General features: G+C 39.6%; 13 protein-coding genes. 5 read left to right on the forward strand and 8 right to left on the reverse strand.

Translation table 11 applies throughout. From position 1 onward, the window contains the following. Positions 1-82: 82 nt before the first annotated feature. From prfB to J9318_RS12010, 4 genes are all read right to left on the reverse strand, one after another. A protein-coding gene (prfB, locus tag J9318_RS11995) for a peptide chain release factor 2 (protein WP_210560133.1) occupies positions 83-1,181 on the reverse strand; the annotation gives its coding sequence in 2 pieces (ribosomal slippage) (positions 83-1,105 and positions 1,107-1,181; 1,098 coding nt in all). Between the two features lie 113 nt (positions 1,182-1,294). Continuing rightward, complete coding sequence (mutT, locus tag J9318_RS12000; RefSeq protein WP_244731671.1) at positions 1,295-1,711, reverse strand: 8-oxo-dGTP diphosphatase MutT; 417 nt, start codon at positions 1,709-1,711, stop codon at positions 1,295-1,297. Between the two features lie 99 nt (positions 1,712-1,810). Beyond that, positions 1,811-4,513 (reverse strand): preprotein translocase subunit SecA, encoded by a 2,703-nt coding sequence (gene secA, locus J9318_RS12005; protein ID WP_210560134.1) that lies wholly within the window; start codon positions 4,511-4,513, stop codon positions 1,811-1,813. Between the two features lie 109 nt (positions 4,514-4,622). Beyond that, entirely contained in the window at positions 4,623-5,546 is a 924-nt protein-coding gene (locus J9318_RS12010; RefSeq protein WP_210560135.1) for a M23 family metallopeptidase, read from the reverse strand. 33 nt (positions 5,547-5,579) lie between these two features. Between J9318_RS12010 and J9318_RS12015 the strand changes: the two genes are divergently transcribed. Next, complete coding sequence (locus tag J9318_RS12015) at positions 5,580-6,065, forward strand: DciA family protein (protein WP_210560136.1); 486 nt, start codon at positions 5,580-5,582, stop codon at positions 6,063-6,065. A 17-nt stretch (positions 6,066-6,082) separates the two neighbouring features. Here J9318_RS12015 and barA read toward each other — a convergent pair whose 3' ends face one another. After that, positions 6,083-8,869 (reverse strand): two-component sensor histidine kinase BarA, encoded by a 2,787-nt coding sequence (gene barA / locus J9318_RS12020; RefSeq protein WP_210560137.1) that lies wholly within the window; start codon positions 8,867-8,869, stop codon positions 6,083-6,085. Between the two features lie 70 nt (positions 8,870-8,939). Between barA and rlmD the strand changes: the two genes are divergently transcribed. From rlmD to J9318_RS12040, 4 genes are all read left to right on the forward strand, one after another. Continuing rightward, positions 8,940-10,304: a 23S rRNA (uracil(1939)-C(5))-methyltransferase RlmD gene (rlmD, locus tag J9318_RS12025; protein ID WP_210560138.1), complete on the forward strand. Its 1,365-nt coding sequence runs from the start codon at positions 8,940-8,942 to the stop codon at positions 10,302-10,304. A gap of 14 nt (positions 10,305-10,318) precedes the next feature. Continuing rightward, positions 10,319-12,547 carry a GTP diphosphokinase gene (gene relA / locus J9318_RS12030; RefSeq protein ID WP_210560139.1) on the forward strand — a complete coding sequence of 743 codons (2,229 nt, stop codon included), beginning with the start codon at positions 10,319-10,321 and terminating at the stop codon, positions 12,545-12,547. After that, positions 12,548-13,393 (forward strand): nucleoside triphosphate pyrophosphohydrolase, encoded by an 846-nt coding sequence (gene mazG, locus J9318_RS12035; protein ID WP_210560140.1) that lies wholly within the window; start codon positions 12,548-12,550, stop codon positions 13,391-13,393. A gap of 96 nt (positions 13,394-13,489) precedes the next feature. After that, positions 13,490-14,446 (forward strand): GGDEF domain-containing protein, encoded by a 957-nt coding sequence (locus J9318_RS12040; RefSeq protein WP_210560141.1) that lies wholly within the window; start codon positions 13,490-13,492, stop codon positions 14,444-14,446. Between the two features lie 99 nt (positions 14,447-14,545). Here J9318_RS12040 and J9318_RS12045 read toward each other — a convergent pair whose 3' ends face one another. The 3 genes from J9318_RS12045 to pepA are packed head-to-tail and all read right to left on the reverse strand — an operon-like array spanning position 14,546 to position 19,467. Next, complete coding sequence (locus tag J9318_RS12045) at positions 14,546-17,416, reverse strand: valine--tRNA ligase (protein WP_210560142.1); 2,871 nt, start codon at positions 17,414-17,416, stop codon at positions 14,546-14,548. A 32-nt stretch (positions 17,417-17,448) separates the two neighbouring features. Then, positions 17,449-17,922, reverse strand: a complete 474-nt coding sequence (locus J9318_RS12050) for a DNA polymerase III subunit chi (RefSeq protein WP_210560143.1) — start codon at positions 17,920-17,922, stop codon at positions 17,449-17,451. 39 nt (positions 17,923-17,961) lie between these two features. After that, positions 17,962-19,467 carry a leucyl aminopeptidase gene (gene pepA, locus J9318_RS12055; protein WP_210560144.1) on the reverse strand — a complete coding sequence of 502 codons (1,506 nt, stop codon included), beginning with the start codon at positions 19,465-19,467 and terminating at the stop codon, positions 17,962-17,964. Between the last annotated feature and the right edge of the window lie 235 nt (positions 19,468-19,702).

The following is a 19,702-nucleotide window of genomic DNA, read 5'->3' on the forward strand; positions in this document are numbered from 1 at the left end:
TGTACTGTTTATTTTTAGTGTAAGTCTGTTCTACTGTCTAATTAATAATTTACAGACTTACTTGCACGATTTATTAAAAGTCTTATAACCCAGCTTTCAAGCTTGCTTCAATAAATTTGTCCAAACCGCCATCCAAGACTGCTTGCGTGTTACGACTTTCAACACCTGTTCTTAAGTCTTTAATACGTGAGTCGTCTAATACGTATGAACGAATTTGACTGCCCCAGCCTATATCCGACTTGTTGTCCTCAGCTGCTTGTTTTTGTTCGTTTTGCTTAAGCATTTCCAATTCATAAAGCTTTGCTTTTAACTGCTTCATCGCTTGGTCTTTGTTTTTATGTTGTGAGCGTTCGTTTTGACATTGCACCACTGTATTGGTTGGCAAGTGTGTAATACGAACCGCTGAATCGGTGGTGTTTACGTGCTGACCACCAGCGCCTGACGCTCGGTATGTATCAATTTTTAAATCAGACATATTAATATCGATGTCAATATTGTCATCTACTTCGGGATAAACAAATGCAGACGCAAAAGACGTATGGCGACGAGAGTTTGAATCAAACGGAGACTTACGAACTAAACGGTGTACACCCGTTTCTGTTCTTGCCCAACCAAACGCATATTCACCACTAATACGGATTGTTGCACCTTTGATACCCGCAACATCACCATCTGTAACTTCAATTAATTCAGTTTTAAATCCTTTCGCTTCACACCAACGCAAATACATACGAAGTAAAATATTACACCAGTCTTGCGCTTCTGTACCGCCAGAGCCCGCTTGTAAATCAATATAAGCGTCATTGCCGTCTAGTTCACCAGAAAACATACGACGAAACTCTAGTAGTTCTAATTTACTCGTTAAATCATTTAACTCCGACTGCGCTTCTTCAAACGTTTCTTCGTCTTCGGCTTCTTGTGCCAGTTCAATTAAACCATCAATGTCTTCACAACCTTGGTCAAGCTCATCAATCGTTTTTACTATGGCCTCTAACATTGAACGTTCTTTGCCTAGCGCTTGGGCTTTAGCAGGATCGTTCCACACATTTGGATCTTCTAGTTCACCACTAACTTCTTCTAGCTGCTCTTTTTTGCCAGCATAGTCAAAGGTACCCCCGAAGGACTTCGGTACGTTCACGGATATCAGCTAATTGGTTTAGAACCGGATTGATCTCAAACATGGATTTAATAATAACCTTTAAATTAAAAACGACTCAGAAAATTGCGCCGAAGTGTAACAATATTAGTGTATCTACTCAAATACTGCTTTGCATTTATACAATGCAGTATGCTTTTATTTTTCAGCTTCTATAAGCTTAAGTATAGGCTCATTTGCATCAGGAAACGTTAAAGCTAAAAGCTCGTTTTTACTGAACCATTTTACCAACTGCCCCTCTTTTCCCGCAGGCTCACCGTTAAAGTTCTCAACAAGTTGAAAATATAACTGCACACGTTTTTCAGGATAATCAAACTCTAACTCGTGATAGCGAGTTTGTACTGTTGGAGTTATGCCTAACTCTTCCTGAAGCTCTCGTACTAAGGCTTGTTCAACGGACTCATCGGATTCAATTTTACCACCGGGAAACTCCCACTTTCCGCCCTGATGCAAATGTTCTAGACGTTTACTTAATAGATATTTCCCATTAATTCGAATAATAGCAGCTGCAACTCGTATCGCTCGCTTATTATCAGACATGTTTGTTTGTGTCATAACCGCCTACTACGTTACCTAAAAATCTTTAACAGAATCTATATAACAAAAAAGGCGAGCTCTGCTCACCTTTTTTAATATCACCAAGCTAGTTGAGCGCTAGCTTAACTTACCGTGACATTGTTTATATTTTTTACCTGAACCACATGGACAAGGATCGTTACGACCAACCTTGACGCGGTTGCTAACACTAACTTCTGTTTTTTGCTCATTGGCTAACTGGTTAGCTGATTCATGTTGATATTCTCTTTCCGCCGCTTCAGCCTTACGACGTTGCTCTTCAACAGCTTCAACATCTTCTTCAGCTTTAACTTGCACTCGACATAAGATTTTTATCACTTCAATTTTAAGCTGCTCTAGCATATTGCTGAACAACTCAAAAGATTCACGCTTATATTCTTGTTTCGGGTTTTTCTGTGCATAGCCACGCAAGTGAATGCCCTGACGAAGATGGTCCATTGCCGCCAAGTGCTCTTTCCAATGCTGGTCTAATGTTTGTAACATTACAGCTTTTTCGAAATGACGAATCACTTCTGGACCAACGTGTTGTTCTTTTTCTAGATACATCGCATCAATTTCTTCGCTCACTCTTTGTTTAAGCGTTTCTTCATGCAAGCTCTTGTCTTCATCTAGCCATTTACGAACTGGCATTTCCACACCAAAATCAGCAGATAATTGCTCTTCTAGCGCTTCTAAAGACCACATTTCCTCTAGGGAATGAGGTGGAATATGTGTATCTAAAACCGTAGCAACAACATCTCGGCGAATACTCTCAATAACTTCACCAATATCACCATCGTCTAATAACTCGTCACGCTGTGAGTAAATAACTTTACGCTGATCATTCGCAACATCATCATATTCTAATAATTGCTTACGGATATCAAAGTTACGAGCTTCAACTTTACGTTGAGCATTTTCGATAGCTTTGTTTACCCAAGGATGCTCAATTGCCTCACCCTCTTCCATACCTAGTTTGCGCATCATGCCAGTGACACGCTCAGAGGCAAACAAGCGCATTAATGTGTCTTCCATCGATAGGTAAAAACGCGATGAACCTGCATCACCCTGACGCCCAGAACGACCACGCAACTGGTTATCTATACGACGAGATTCGTGACGCTCAGTACCAATAATATGTAAACCACCGGCTTTAATTACGTCATCATGACGCTTTTTCCATTCCGATCTAATATGCTCTATTTGTTGTTCCGTTGGGTTTTTAAGACGCGCAACTTCTGCATTCCAGTTTCCACCTAACACGATATCGGTACCACGACCGGCCATGTTAGTTGCAATAGTTACTGAGCCTGAACGACCTGCGTCTTCAACAATCTGTGCTTCTTTTTCATGTTGCTTAGCATTTAGAACCGAGTGTTTAATTTTATCTTTTTTCAATAACTGCGAAAGCAATTCAGAAGATTCGATTGAAACCGTACCAACTAAAACAGGCTGACCACGTTCTTGACAATCTTTAATATCTTTAATAATTGCTCGGTACTTTTCTAACTGCGTTAGATAAACCAAGTCCGTCATATCATTACGGATCATAGGTTTATTAGTAGGGATTACTACCGTATCTAGTCCGTAAATTTGTTGAAATTCAAATGCTTCAGTATCAGCTGTACCTGTCATGCCTGACAATTTGTCATACATACGGAAGAAATTTTGGAACGTAATAGAAGCTAATGTTTGGTTTTCATTTTGAATACGAACACCTTCCTTCGCTTCTACCGCCTGATGTAACCCTTCAGACCAACGACGCCCTTCCATTGTACGGCCAGTATGTTCATCGATGATAATAACTTCGTCATCTTTAACAATATAATCAACATCTTTTTGATACATGATGTGGGCACGAAGTGCAGCATAAACATTATGAAGCAAAGGAATATTGACAGCACTGAATAAAGAGTCTGTCTCTGCAATCACGCCAGCTTCTTGTAAAATTTGCTCAACGCGAATCTGACCGCGCTCCGTTAAATAAACTTGTTTGCCTTTTTCATCGGCAGTGTAGTCGCCATCACCCTCAACGCCCTCTTCATCGTCTTTTTCTTGGCGCTCAAGAAGTGGCACAATTTTATTTATTTCAATGTAAATTTCAGAATTATCTTCAGCTGGACCAGAAATAATCAAAGGGGTACGAGCTTCATCAATTAGAATGGAGTCAACTTCGTCGATCAGTGCAAAGTTTAGTGCTTTTTGAACTCGTTCTTCTGCGCTAAATGCCATATTATCGCGCAAATAGTCAAAACCAAATTCATTGTTCGTACCATAAGTAATGTCGGCTTGATATGCCTGCTTTTTCTCTTCATGATTCATACCCGGAACGTTACAACCAACGCTCATGCCCAAGAATTCAAAAAGAGGTCGATTATACTCAGCATCACGACGAGCTAGGTAGTCGTTTACGGTGATAACATGCACACCTTTACCTGTTAGGGCATTTAGATAAGCCGGCAAAGTTGCCGTTAATGTTTTACCTTCACCAGTACGCATTTCTGCAATACTGCCTGAGTTTAAAACCATGCCACCAATCATTTGCACGTCAAAGTGACGCATTTCAAATACTCTTTTGCTTGCGGCACGAACTGTGGCGAAGGCTTCTGGAAGAATATCGTCTAACGTTTCATTTGCCTCTAAACGAGTGCGGAACTCGACCGTTTTTGCTTTAAGCTCAGCATCCGAGAGACTCTCAAATTGTGGCTCTAAAGCATTAATCGCATCGACGATTTTGTTTAATTGTTTTAGCGTACGTTGATTTCGGCTACCGAATAATTTTGTTAATAGTGAAGAGATCATATTTTTCAGCTTTACTTCTGACTGTTCTTATAATGAAAACAATCGGCTAAAGGCCGACTGTTTAGTTCCTGTACAACTAGATAGACACCAATCCTGGCTTTATATTTCACTAGTTCGCTTTTCGGTAAACATAAGGTAATGGATCAATTTGTTTACCACGTTTTAACACTTCATAATGCACATGGGGGCCTGTTGAGCGACCCGTGCTACCCATCTTACCGATGGCTTGGCCTTTTGTGACGATATCACCAACATCGACTAATAGAGACTTATTGTGTCCATATCGAGTGACCACACCATCACCGTGATCAATTTCCACCAAGTTTCCATAACCGAAGCGACTATCTGCCCACGTTACCACGCCTGCCCCTGTCGCGACAACAGGTGCGTCTTCATCTCCGGCAAAATCTAAGCCTTTGTGCATAGCAGGCATGCTAGTAAATGGGTCTTTTCGGACCCCATAGTAGGAAGATAACCATCCTGACTTTATAGGCCGGCCCGATACAAAAATTTCTTCTTCTATATGGGTATTCATTAATATAGATTCAAGTACTGCCATTCTTCTTTCTTGGCCATCAAGCTTTTGCAGCATTCCTTCCATTTCAGCGAACAAGTCATCCACATTAGAAACTACATCGCCAGCTGTCTCTGTACTAGGCCCACCAATACTTGAATCTAAATCAAAGTTAAATTCTTCGGCGGGAATATTAGCTTGGGATGCGACCCGACTGGCGACTGCGTCTAGGCGATTAACTTGGCCTTTAATTTCACCTAACTTTAGGGTTAATGCGCTTAGTTGATGTTCAGCTTGACGTTTTAAATCAATAATTTGGAGCTTTTCGTCACTGTATTCTTTTTGCGCTAATATCAGTTGTTCGCGAACGTGATTGGTATCGCTGTTCTCAACAACCGCATAGCTGACGAACCAAATGGCAGCAACAAGGAAACCAACTGCGATAGGCAGCCATTGAGCTTTAGGCATTTTTACCTTAAAGCTAACGTTCTTTCCTTTATAAATAAGTGTTAAACTCATTAAATACTACCTAGTCTATATGGATTAAATGTTGTGAAATCACCAAAATCATTAAATGATTTAATGTCACGCGACAAAGCAAGCGCGAATTTAGTGAACTACCAACAAAAAACGAGCAATTTTCGAGCCATTCAACAGCTACTTGTTTCTGTTTTAGGCGACAATATCGCTCAAAACATCGTCGTTAGCAACTTTAAAAACTCGATATTATACCTTGAAACGCCATCAGCAACGATCGCCACAGCGTTTAAAATGCATCAATCGAACATTCTCTCGCACGTGAGGCGTAAAATCAATCCAGCAACCGTTACGGTCGAGATGAAAGTCAGCCCTCGCTCAACAATATTAAACCACTTAAAAAGATCAAGTAATTCAGAAATAACGACGCCACCTGCTCGCCTAAAATCGTCTTTAATTCCTGAGGAAGTGGCTAACTCAATACAGTCGATAGCGCAATCTAGCGATGAAAAGCTAAAACAATCTTTAGAGCGTTTAATGCTGCATAGAAAAAATAAGTAACAAACCTAATTTATTTATTAGGTCAAAACCCAACTTTGCGATTCTTCTTTTAGCTGCTCTAACTCATCTAGCAGTTCAAATAACTCAGGCTCCAATGCCTTAATTTTTCGTAGCGCTTTTAAGTTTATTTCAATTTGTTCAGTTAATGATTTTATTTTTGGTATTCCAGTATAACAACACGCGCCATGAAACTTATGGATAGCTTTTATAACCTGCTCAACATCATCCTCTTTCATGCCGTGATTTATTGACTCTACGGTTGCAGGAATACTCTTGAGCATTAAATCCAACATTTGTATTGCCAAATCTCTTTTTCCCGCAGCCCTTTGCAACGCCATTGGCCAGTCAATATGATGATAGCCTGCAAAATCAGGTGCCGAACCACCTCTTAGAACCGCCTCCTTTGAAATCACTTGATTATTTGTCACCTTGTAACCATTGCCTGCAAATTCTATCAATATCTGTTTAAGAACGGATTCATCTATCGGTTTCGCTAAGTAATCATCAAAACCACAGTCTGACATTGTTTCTTGTTCTTCAGATGTTGCATGAGCGGTCACTGATATAATAGGTGTAGTCTCGTTAATTGAGGATGCTCTAATTTCTTTACAGGCGGTGACTCCATCCATGATTGGCATTTGAACATCCATAAATATCAAGTCGTAGCTATGCTTTTTAGCCATGTTAACCGCTTCAAGACCGTCATATGCAGTGTCAGCCACTACGGCCATTTCCGTTAGCAGCGTCGTTAATAGCTTTAAATTAGACTTATTATCGTCAACGGCTAATACCTTTAATCCACTAAAAGATGTTGATTTTACTTGCTCTGTTGGCTCAGCTTCTTGATATGGACTTGTTAATGCCTCAATCAGTTTCTTATGGTTAATTGGTTTACTAATACAGGCTATTGCACCAGACCCAATGAGCGCTTCTTTTAGATTAGGTGAAATACTGCCTATCATGGCTATTGTGTTCGTACATGATGCTGTTGCCTCTGATACAAGTTGCTGTAAAAGGCCAATTGTACTTGGCGAAACATTTCTAGAAATCAACACCAAGTCAAAGTCTTGCTTCAACTTTTCGGTAAATTCAGCCTGGCTTTCACACGTTACAATTTTTAAATTCGTATAATCTGTTAATAGGTTATTTATATCGTTGAGCGATTGCTTATTGTTGTCGAAGATGAGAATGCGTTTTTGGTTTAGTACGTCTGTAACTATAGGTTCAGCGACTGCAATACTGTTTTCTTTCACAACAATATCGAAATAAAAACTGCTACCGTGATCCTTTTCACTTTTAACACTGATTTTACCGCCCATCGCTTCAATTAGTTTTTTACAAATATTAAGGCCAAGTCCGGTGCCACCAAAGCGTCGCGTAACGGAGCTATCCGCTTGACCAAAAGCAGAAAACAACTTTTGAATTACATCTTTTTCTATGCCAATACCTGTATCTGAGACGATAAATTTTATTTTATGGCCCTGTTCATCGCCCCCTTTGTACTGAACATCCAATCGAATAAAACCTTGATGAGTAAATTTCAGAGCGTTACCCATTAAATTAAGAATGATTTGTTTAAGGCGATCTGGATCACCTCTTAACGAGTCGGGTGTAGCTGAGTCAATACCAAGGTGAACATCAATTCCTCTATCAAAAATAGTCGGTGCCATTAAAGTCATCACTTCATTGACGGTATCTCTTAATGAAAAAGGAATTGTCTCCAGCTCCATTTTGCCAACATCTAATTTTGAGAAATCTAAAATGTCATTAATAATTCTTAATAGATTTTTAGCAGAAGACTCTATTGTTTCTAAAAAATCATTTTGATTATCATTTAAAGGAGTCTTTTTCAGCTGCCTTGTAAAGCCTAGTACGCCATTAAGTGGGGTTCTTAGCTCATGTGACATATTTGCAAGAAATTGTGATTTAACGTCATTCGCTGCTTGCGCATCTTTTCTCGCAATACTTAGCTCCACGTTTTGTATTTCTAACAGTTCTACAGTTTGATGCAGCTCTTGAGTATACTCACTAATATTATGTTCGGCTTGTTCATTGGCTAAATGAATTTTTTTTCCAAGTGTATTGACTCCGTCACGCAGTACATTTAACTCCGCCAAATACTGCTCAGTTATTCGTAACTTAGTGTTACCCGCCGCTATTTTCTTTATCGACTTGTTAATTCTTTCAATCGGGTTAATGAGCTTCTTAATGAACATTTGCGCAACGGCAAAACTGATAAATAAAGCCACAACTAAAACACTTACCATTAACAATAGTGACGACTGTTGCTGCAATAACACTTTATTACGACTTAGCTCTACGACTAGATAGCCATAAAGAGCACGATTATCACCATTAATTACCAATAAATTTGATGACTTAATATTTTCTCCCCAAATTGGAGAGCGGATATACACGATATCACCGAATCGTTGCACGCTACTGACTGCAGGAATCGCTTTACCGGCTGGCAATTTCGTTTCTTGAATTCTGGCATGTTCGTTAGTTGATAAAAATATTTGATGATCAGGCGAGAATACCGTGATGTTTTTAACCGCTGGACTACCGCGTCGATGCGCTAAATCTAACGATTCTGCTAGAAATTCTATATCATTTTGTTGAATAGACTTGGCTGTTAACATGGCTAGAGGTTCAGCTAAAGAAAGTCCTCGCTCTATTAAAACGTTTTCCAGTTCCATATGACGTTTGTAAATTAAAATGCCACCAAGTAGCAAACTAATTAGCAATGTTGGAAATATAATAACGACAAACGCCCAATGACGCATGGAAAGCTGAGATTTCATGAGGTTTTTTCGAGTATAATAAAAGCCAATTGATATTCATCTAAAATAACTCAAAGCGGGTGCACAAACAATGGCGAAATTTTTTAAGCCTACAAAACAACTTAAGTCTAGAAAACACGCATCGTCGGCGAAACAACTAAGTCACTTCGTTGGTGCTGTTGAAAAATACGATCTAAATCTAAAAGCGATCGTGACTAACCCTCATAATAAAGTTGCGTTTGTTTCAGGTTTGTTAAAAGGTGAAAAAGCCAAAATAAAGCCAACTAGCTATACCGACAAAGTATTACAAGGCGATATTGTCGAAATTATTGAACCAAGTGCCCAAAGAATAAAACCCAATTGTCCACACTTTGGAACATGTGGTGGCTGTCAGTTACAGTATCTTTCAAACGACAATCAAGTGGTGGAAAAACAAGCTGCTCTTAAGCAATTATTAGAAATGCAATTAGGACCGTTGCAAGCAGAATGGCAAGCACCAATTAATAGCTCACCGTGGGGATACCGAAGAACAGCTCGATTGGCCTTATGGTGGACAACAAAGAGCAAACTAACACTTGGATTTAGAGAGTCTAAATCTAAACACATTGTCAACATTGACTCATGTCCAATACTGACACCCAATTTAGAAAACATTGCGTTGACCATTAAGCCTACTTTATTAAAACTTGAAAATGGTCGCCATTTAACGCATATGCAACTTTTTGATTTAAATAGTTATCAATGTGTCATTTTAAGGGCAACTGATGTTCTGTCCTTAGCGGATCAAAAAGAGCTCATCGCTTTTGCAGAAGGATTAAATGTCCACCTGTTAATTGAATATAACGACAATCGTTTTGACGTTTTAAGAAGCCATAAAGACGCAAATCAAGCGCAGTTGCACTACAACACTGATAATTTAAAATTTGAGTTTTCCGCTAAAGACTTTATACAAGTTAATCAATCGGTAAACGACAAAATGATCCAACAAGCTATGACTTGGTTAAACCCGTCTGAAGATGACGTGATACTCGACTTATTTAGTGGTGTTGGTAATTTCACTTTACCATTAGCTAAACGTTGCAAACAGGTCATTGGGGTTGAGGGAGTAAACGACATGGTTAACCAACTCAAGCATAATGCTAAGCTAAATGGTTTAAATAATGTCGAAGCCTATCAGGCTGACCTTTCAGTTTTCGATGAAAAACGACCTCCTCAATGGTTAAAGCCAATTGATAAATTGTTACTTGACCCAGCACGAGATGGCGCATTAGCCGTAATGCACACGATACCGAAAATAAAACCAAAACAAATTTTATATATCTCTTGTAATCCCGCTACTATGGTAAGAGACTTAAAAGTGCTTATTGCAGCTGAATATCAGTTGAAAAAAGTCGGTATTCTTAATATGTTCCCCAACACAGCTCATATGGAAGCTATGGTGTTATTAGAAAAGTGAAGTAAGGAAAGAATGTGGTTTCAGTAACTCGAGTTCATAACCTAGAAAAAGTTTTAGCCAGCCATGATATCCATGAGTGGCTGACGAACACGGGCTTAGAACCACATACAGTTGATGTAATTAATAAAGGCGTAACTTGGCTTTTATCCGAACAGCAGTCTCCTAAAGCCAGTAAGGCGCATGATATTGATTTTGTGCGTCAAGGTTTGCAAATTGTAGAGATCATGCTTGAACTAAGTATGGACGATGAAAGTCTCGTCGCAGCAATGATCTATCCGTATTACGGACCACAAGCTACGGACAAAAAGCTTAAAGAAAAAATCACTAATCATTTTGGCAGCTCAACACTATCTTTACTCGATGCAGTGCGAAAGATGGCTAATTTGGGATTATTGTCTTCGCGTGTAAAACACTCGGCAGCGCAAGCAGAAAAAATCAGACGAATGTTAACGGCCATGGTTGAAGATGTGCGCGCCGTTGTTATCAAACTAAGTCAACAAGTCGTCTATTTAAGAGACATAAAAAACGGCGATGAAGAAACACGAGTTTTAGCTGCAAAAGAAACCCAAACTATATTTGCTCCACTAGCAAACCGATTAGGTATCGGGCAATTAAAATGGGAACTAGAAGACTACTCTTTCCGCTACTTGCAACCGAGCGTTTATAAAAACATTGCTTCGAATTTGGAAGAAAAACGCGCAGACCGCCAACAGTATCTAGAAGACTTTGTATCAACTTTATCTAATAAAATGCGTGAAATAGGTGTTGAAGCTGAAGTGTATGGGCGACCTAAGCACATTTATAGCATCTATAAAAAAATGCAAAAGAAAGACTACGACTTTTCACAACTTTTCGACATAAGAGCCGTTAGGGTAACAACTCAAAAGCTTCAAGATTGTTACGGTGCATTAGGTGTTATTCACACAAATTGGCGTCATATCCCATCTGAATTTGATGACTATGTTGCGACTCCAAAACCTAATGGCTATCAATCTATCCATACCGTTATTATTGGCCCGCAGGGCAAGCCCATCGAAATTCAAATTCGTACCCAAGAAATGCATGACGAAGCGGAACTCGGTGTTGCAGCCCATTGGCAGTATAAAGAGAGCGATAGTAAAAACAAAAACGTTAAAATGTCGAGCTACGAAGAAAAGATAGCCTGGTTACGTAAACTTCTTCAGTGGCAAGAGGAGATGGCCGACACCAATGATTTTGCTGAAGAGCTCCATAACCAAGTAGTTGAAGATAGAGTATATGTATTCACTCCTGACGGTGATGTTGTCGATCTACCAAGTGGCTCTACGCCATTGGACTTCGCCTATTATGTTCACACCAATGTCGGTCATCGCTGTATAGGTGCAAAAGTATTTAACCGAATTGTTCCGTTTACTTACCAATTAAAAACCGGTGATCAAATCGAAATTATCACAGGTAAGGAGCCAAACCCAAAACGAGATTGGCTGAATCCAAACCTAGATTATGTCCATTCATCTAGGGCTCGCGCAAAAATTCAAACTTGGTTTAAGCAACAGGACAAAGACAAAAATATTATCGAAGGCAAACAAATGGTAGAGCATGAACTCAACCGTTTGGATATTCCTTGGAGCGAAACTTCACATGCAGTGGAGCGCTTTAATATGAATTCGATCGATGACTTATTGGCGGCAATTGGCGCCGGTGATGTTCGCTTATATCAAGTCATTAACTTTATTGAGTCTAAAGCAACGAATCAGCCGAAACCTGAAATTGATCCTCGGTTAATTCAAAAACCACGGAAAAAGTCTAAAAAGAATCAAAATGGCGTCGTGCTGCAAGGGGTTGGCAACCTTATGAATCAACTTGCTGGCTGTTGTAATCCAATAATGGGTGACGATATCGTTGGCTATATTACGCAAGGTCGCGGTGTTGTTATTCATAGAGCAGATTGTGATCAATTTAAAGTTGTTATGGATGAACATCCAGAACGATACATTGAAGCTAGCTGGGCTGAGCAATACTCGGGTGGTTTTGTTGCAAACGTTAAAATCTTTGCTAACGACAGAAGTGGATTATTGCGAGACATCACTACGATTTTAGCGAATGATAAAATAAACGTTTTAGGTATGACGACGGATTCTGATGTTAACAATCAAGTTGTAACTATGGGTTTAAAATTAGAAGTTTATAACCTTAGTGCATTTAATCGCGTGTTAGACAAAATCAGTCAAGTTGATGAAGTATTAAAGGTTAAAAGAGTTTAAATGAATTTTCAGCAAAAGCTTTCACTGTTAAACGAACAAACTGGAATTAACAAGCTTCTTACAATTATGTCAATGCTACGCGACCCCAAGCATGGATGTCCATGGGACTTAAAACAAACTTTTAAGTCTATTGTACCGCACACGTTAGAAGAAGCTTATGAGGTGGCTGAAGCCATAGAGCAAGAAGATTTTGAGGAGCTACCCAAAGAATTGGGCGACCTGTTATTTCAGGTGGTCTTTTATGCTCAATTAGGGAAAGAAGAAGGTAAATTCGACTTTGATAGTATTGCTCAAACTATGTCTGAAAAACTAATTCGTCGTCACCCTCATGTATTTGGTGCTTTAACAAATGAGCAACTAGAAGATTCTCAGATTAAGTACAATTGGGAACAGATAAAGTCCCAGGAACGAAGTGAAAAATCCGGTCAAGCATTTACCTCTATTCTCGAAGATATTCCGGCAGCACTACCTGCATTAAATAGAGCTCAAAAAATACAAAAGCGTGCTGCTCATGTGGGTTTTGATTGGCCTGATGTTCTGGGTGCTTTGGATAAAGTAGAAGAAGAAATTGCCGAGCTTAAAGCTGAATTAAAAAGCGGGCAAGCTCACCAAAATAACAAAGAACGTATAGCTGATGAGTTGGGTGACCTTTACTTTGCACTTACTAATGTGAGTCGACACTTAGGTTTAAACGCCGAGCAAGTAACACGACAAGCAAATGACAAGTTTTCCCGACGATTTAAATCGGTTGAAGTATTGGCTAACCAAAAAGAGCAAAGTCTTAAAGCGTTGTCACTGGAAGAAATGGAATGCCTTTGGCAACAAGTAAAAGCTAACGAAAGTTAAACTTTTTCTAAAAATTACCTTTACTAGGTAATTAATTGATGCTTTTTTTATTTTTAACGCTATTCTTAAAGCTCAACGTTTAAAAAAAATGTATCGATGACTTTAAATTTTAATACTAATAAAAACAACCAGCTCCCCTCATTTTCCAATGACCTAGAAAGCATTTACCGGTTGACCTTTGATAATCTAGCTACTGGATTAGCGATTACAGACTTAAATGGCAAATTTATAAAAATAAATCGACGGTTGTGTGAGGTACTTGGCTACACGCAATCCGAACTTTTAGATCTGAACTTTAGTGATCTGGCTATGCCTGAGGACATTAAAGAATGTCTATCTTGGTCTAAATCTATTTTATCTGGCAAATCAAACGCTGACTTTACTCGCATCAAAAGGTATCGTCATAAGCTAGGCCATCTCATCTGGGCTAAGCTGACAGCCTCCTTAGTAAAAGACGAACAAAATAATCCAAGTTTTTTTATCTACTCACTCCAAGACATTGTTGAGCTCAAAGACACCGAAGAAGCGCTTGATATCGCCTTAGTAAAACTTCGCAATGCTTATGCTGAGCTTGATCGTTTATCGTCACTGGACTTGCTCAGCGGTGCCCAGAAATATGAAGCGACTAAAGAGCAGATTTTATTTTCCATACAGGAATATAAACGACATAAAACACTGGCCACTCTGGTTGTTACGAACATTGATGGCTTAAAACATATAAACAAAGAACATGGCAAAATATTTGGTGATAGAGCGCTTCGTGCGGTAGCAACCCGTTTAATGGATGAAGCCAGGAACAATGACTCAGTTTGTCGTTATTTTGAGGATGAGTTCATCATTGTATTGCCAAATACCAACTTTAGACAGGCACTAGATTATTTTCAAAGAATAAGCGATAGAGTTGAGTTTAGGCTAGAGAATGGTGATATGAAAAAAGTCGACGTATCTATTGGTGCGAGCCAGATTTCAGACCAAATAAACACAGTAAATGATTGGATAACAGAAGCTAAATCTTTAATGTTTGAGCAAAAGCTAAATAAAAAAACCAGCTAAATAACTATCCTAATTTGAACAATTACTTGCTGGTTATTTAATATCTAAAATTAAGTAAACAATTCGCTCTCAATATATAAATAAAGAAAGCGAGCATTGTTAGATAGCTTTAATTTCTGTTAGTTGCAACTCAAGCTTATCTAGGCTTTGTTGATAGTCAGCCAATTTAGCTTGTTCTTTTTCAAGCACTTCTTGTGGTGCGTTATCAACGAACTTTTGATTCGATAATTTACCAGTCACTCGCTTTAACTCACCTTTGGTTTTTTCAATGGCTTTTGTTAATCGTGCAATTTCAGCTTCTTTATCAATTAAGCCGGCCATAGGAATAAGTACATCCATTGCGCCAACTAAGCCACTCGCTGATGCTGGGGCTTTTTCACCTTCAGCTAACACGCTAATATCTTCCAGTTTTGCTAATGCAATTAAGAAGGCTTTATTTTCATCTAAGCGATCCATATCCTGCTCAGAAGCGTTGCGTAAAATCACTGAAATAGGCTTATTTGGAGATAAGTCCATTTCGCCACGAATATTACGAATAACTAAAATAAACTGCTTTAACCACTCTACGTCAGCTAGCGCTTTTTCATCAACACGACTTGCTTCATATTGAGGAAATGCACTTAGCATTATGCTGTCAGCTTTATTCGCACCTAATGCTGTTAACGGAACAACTCGTTGCCAAATTGTTTCTGTAATAAATGGCATGATTGGATGCATTAATCGCAGTAGAGCTTCAAGAACATCAACTAGCGTTTTGCGTGTCGCTTTTTGCTGCGCCGGTGTGCCTTTAAAGATTACTGGTTTTGTTAACTCTAAATACCAGTCACAGAATTGATTCCATGTGAATTCATACATAGCGCTTGAAGCAAGATCGAAGCGGTAGGCATCTAAATGTCCTCTAACCGTTTCAATAGTTTTTTGTAGCTGGCTTTGAATCCAACGATCAGCTAGTGAATACTCTAGGTCAGCACTATCAGCAGCTAGGTCGCGTCCACAATCATGCTCTTCTGTATTCATTAATACATAACGACTCGCATTCCAAAGCTTGTTACAAAAATTTCTGTAACCCTCTAAACGTTTCATGTCCCAACTAATATCACGGCCAGTAGAAGCGAGCGCTGACAACGTGAAACGAAGCGCATCAGTTCCGCTTGAAGTCATGCCTTCAGGGAATTGCTTGCGAGTGCTCTTCTCAATTTTTGCCGCCAACTGAGGCTGCATCATGTTACCGGTGCGCTTTTCAACTAACGTTTCTAATTCAATGCCGTCAATAATATCTAATGGGTCAATTACGTTACCTTTAGATTTAGACATTTTGTCGCCGTTTTCGTCTCGAATAAGACCTGTAACGTAAACTGTCTTAAATGGTACTTGTGGTTTACCGTCTTCATCTTTGATGAAATGCATGGTCATCATGATCATTCTGGCAACCCAGAAGAAAATAATGTCAAAGCCAGTAACTAACACATCAGTTGGATGAAACTTCTTCAAATCTTCAAGGTTATCTGGCCAGCCCATTGTAGAGAAAGTCCACAGCGCAGAAGAAAACCAAGTATCTAATACATCGTCATCTTGACGAAGCGTTACATCATCTGCGAGTTTGTGCTCTTTACGAACTTCCGCCTCGCTTGATCCTACGTATACTTTTCCGTCATTATCGTACCAAGCTGGGATACGGTGTCCCCACCAAAGTTGGCGAGAGATACACCAATCTTGTAAGTCACGCATCCACGCGAAGTACATATTTTCATACTGCTTAGGAACAAACTCAATATCACCATTTTGAACCGCTTCAGTGGCAACTTTTGCCATAGACTCAACACGAACATACCACTGATCTGTTAACATTGGTTCTATAACCACACCACCGCGGTCGCCGTAAGGCACTGTCAAATCGTGCTCTTTGACTTCGTCTAACAAACCTAACTCATCCATAGCAGCAACGATCGCTTTACGTGCAGCAAAACGCTCTAAGCCTTGAAAATCAGCCGGGATATCGGTGGCATAAACGTCGCTTTCTTCGCCGTTCGTGTTAAATACTTGCGCCGCTTTGCGAATATGACCAGTGAAGTCTAAAACATTGATCATTGGTAATTGATTACGCTTGCCAACTTCGTAGTCATTAAAGTCGTGTGCGGGTGTTATTTTTACACAACCCGTCCCTTTTTCCATGTCTGCATGTTCGTCGCCAACAATTGGAATTTCACGATTTACAAACGGCAGTAATATTGATTGCCCGATTAACGACTTATAACGCTCATCTTCTGGGTTAACCGCTACGGCGGTATCACCTAAAAGTGTCTCAGGGCGTGTTGTTGCTACCACTAGATAGTCTTTGCCGTCCGCGGTTTTTTGTCCGTTCGCCAGTGGATAACGGAAATGCCACATGTGGCCTTTTTTATCTTTGTTCTCTACTTCTAAGTCTGAAATAGCAGTTTGTAATTTCGGATCCCAATTAACAAGACGCTTACCGCGATAGATAAGATCATCGTTATATAAATCAACAAATACTTTTTCTACTGCTTTTGACAAACCAGGGTCCATAGTAAAACGTTCACGTTCCCAATCGACTGAATTACCGAGACGACGCATTTGTTTGGTAATATTACCGCCAGACTCACTTTTCCATTCCCAAACTTTGTCGATGAAGGCGTCTCGACCCATTTCGGTACGAGTTGGTTGGTTTTCAGCAGCTAATTTACGCTCAACAACCATTTGTGTAGCGATACCAGCGTGATCCGTACCCACCTGCCATAAAGTATTAAAACCATCCATACGTTTATATCGGGTCAACGCATCCATAATTGTATGTTGGAACGCGTGCCCCATATGCAAGCTACCTGTGACGTTTGGTGGTGGAATTACGATACTGTAACTGTCACCTTCGCCACTTGGCTTAAAATAACCTTTATCTTCCCATTCTTTATATAGGGATTGTTCGATGTCACTAGGATTATAGGTTTTATCCATTTTGATAATAGCCTTGAATTTATTTGAGTCGTTTAAACGATTGAGTCTGGAATTGGCGTGGTTGTAATATTAAAACCCGCTTGTTTAAGAGTTTTGTAGCGTTCACGAGCGGCTGCTTTGCCTGCATCATCCATTGGCACAAAGTCATGCCATTCAGTTATCCCTTTCAACTGCTGATAATAGTCAGGAATGTGCTCGTTGGTATTCACAAAACATTGACGGCGCTGCGTACTCGGCTGCCAGTTTATTTCTACTGGTGTACCATAATGCGGGCCTTCACCCGGCAAATTATGTGGAATAAATCGGTCCGCTTGAAACTGCCATAACCATTCATCTAATTGATGTGCATGGTCTTGGTCTTTTGCACCTAACAACACTTTTTTGTGCTGCCTATATAAATCAGCCGTTAGAACACAAGCGTAATGCCAATGCGGAATTACATCATTGGCATCATCTGTTTTTGGCAATGTATGCTGGTCGGATAATAACCAAAAAATTACATTCATAACGACTCGACTTAATTTACTTTAAAATAGCGATTGAGCCTATTGCTCAACCGCGATGCCCGCACGGTTCATCAAGAACTGTGTAAGCATTGGAACCGGACGTCCAGTTGCACCTTTATTTGGTCCACCGCTTACCCAAGCTGTTCCTGCAATATCTAGATGAGCCCAGTTGTACTTCTTAGTAAATCTAGACAAGAAACATGCTGCGGTAATAGTGCCAGCATCTCGACCACCTAAGTTAGAAAAGTCTGCAAATGGACTCTCTAACTGGTCTTGATACTCATCCCATAATGGTAAACGCCATGCTCTATCACCAGATTGCTCTGATGCATTTAATAGCTCGTGCGCTAACGGATTATGACTACTTAATAGGCCAGTTGCATGTTTACCAAGAGCAATTACGCAAGCACCAGTTAATGTGGCTACATCAATAACTAATTCTGGATTATAACGTTCAACATAAGTTAACGCGTCGCAAAGCACTAAACGCCCTTCTGCATCGGTATTTAACACTTCAACTGTTTTTCCTGACATTGTAGTTAATACGTCGCCCGGTCGGTAAGCATTTGAGCTTGGCATGTTTTCACATCCCGCTAAAATACCGATAACATTTAATGGCAAATCTAACTCAGCTAGAGAGCGCATTGCACCTAAAACACCGGCAGCTCCACCCATGTCATATTTCATTTCGTCCATTTGCGCAGATGGTTTAATCGAAATACCACCTGAATCAAAAGTGAGACCTTTACCAATCAATACAATTGGCGCATCGCCTTCTTTGCCACCTTTGTAATCTATAATGGTCATAATAGATTCATTGTCACTACCACGCCCAACGGCTAAGTATGAATTCATACCTAGCTCAGCCATTTCTTTCTCACCTACCGTTGATACAGAAACCTTTGGGTATTCTTCTAACGTTTTGCCTTGCTCGGCCAAGTACGCAGGATTACAAATATTTGGTGGCATGTTAGCGACATCGCGGCACAACTTAGCGCCATTAGAAATTGCTAAGCTATGTTCAATTGCCGACTCGCCTAATGCTAACTCTCGACGAGTTGGTACGTTAAATACTAATTTTCTTAATGGACGACGAGCTTCATCTTTTTTGCTTTTCAGCTGATTGAAGCTGTATAGACTATGCATTGTTGCTTCAACAGCTTGTCTTACTTTCCAGTAAGTATCTCGACCTTTAACATGCATCTCTGTTAAAAAACAAACCGATTCCATAGACCCGGTTTCATTTAAGGTATCAATTGTCTTTTTAATGATCTGACGATACTGACGCTCGTTAAGCTCACGCTCTTTACCACAGCCAACTAGCAATACACGTTCACTTAATACATTCGGTACGTGATGTAATAATAAGACTTGGCCAGGCTTACCTTCTAGGTCTCCGCGACGTAATAAATTGCTAATGTATCCTTCGCTGATTTGATCTAATTGTTCCGCTACCGGAGAAAGTCGACGAGGCTCATATACACCTACAACAATGCATGCACTGCGTTGTTTCTCGGGACTGCCGCTTTTTACACTAAATTCCATGATCTCTCCAAAATATAAGTAAATAAAAGTAATCTACTTAAATTTAAAATTTTTATCGGTCTTTCACTGATTTACCATTATAATCAAGCCTTGCACGATTTTTTAAGTCTAGAAATGGCTTGTGGTCCGATTGTTATAGCATGAGTTTACTCTGCTATGAAAAAGTTTTCTTACTAAAATAAGAAGTTTACTCAAAAATCGGTATTATTCCAGTAAAAGTACAAGTTTTATAAGG

Origin of the sequence: Psychrosphaera aestuarii, assembly GCF_017948405.1 — a bacterium.
Classification (GTDB): domain Bacteria; phylum Pseudomonadota; class Gammaproteobacteria; order Enterobacterales; family Alteromonadaceae; genus Psychrosphaera; species Psychrosphaera aestuarii.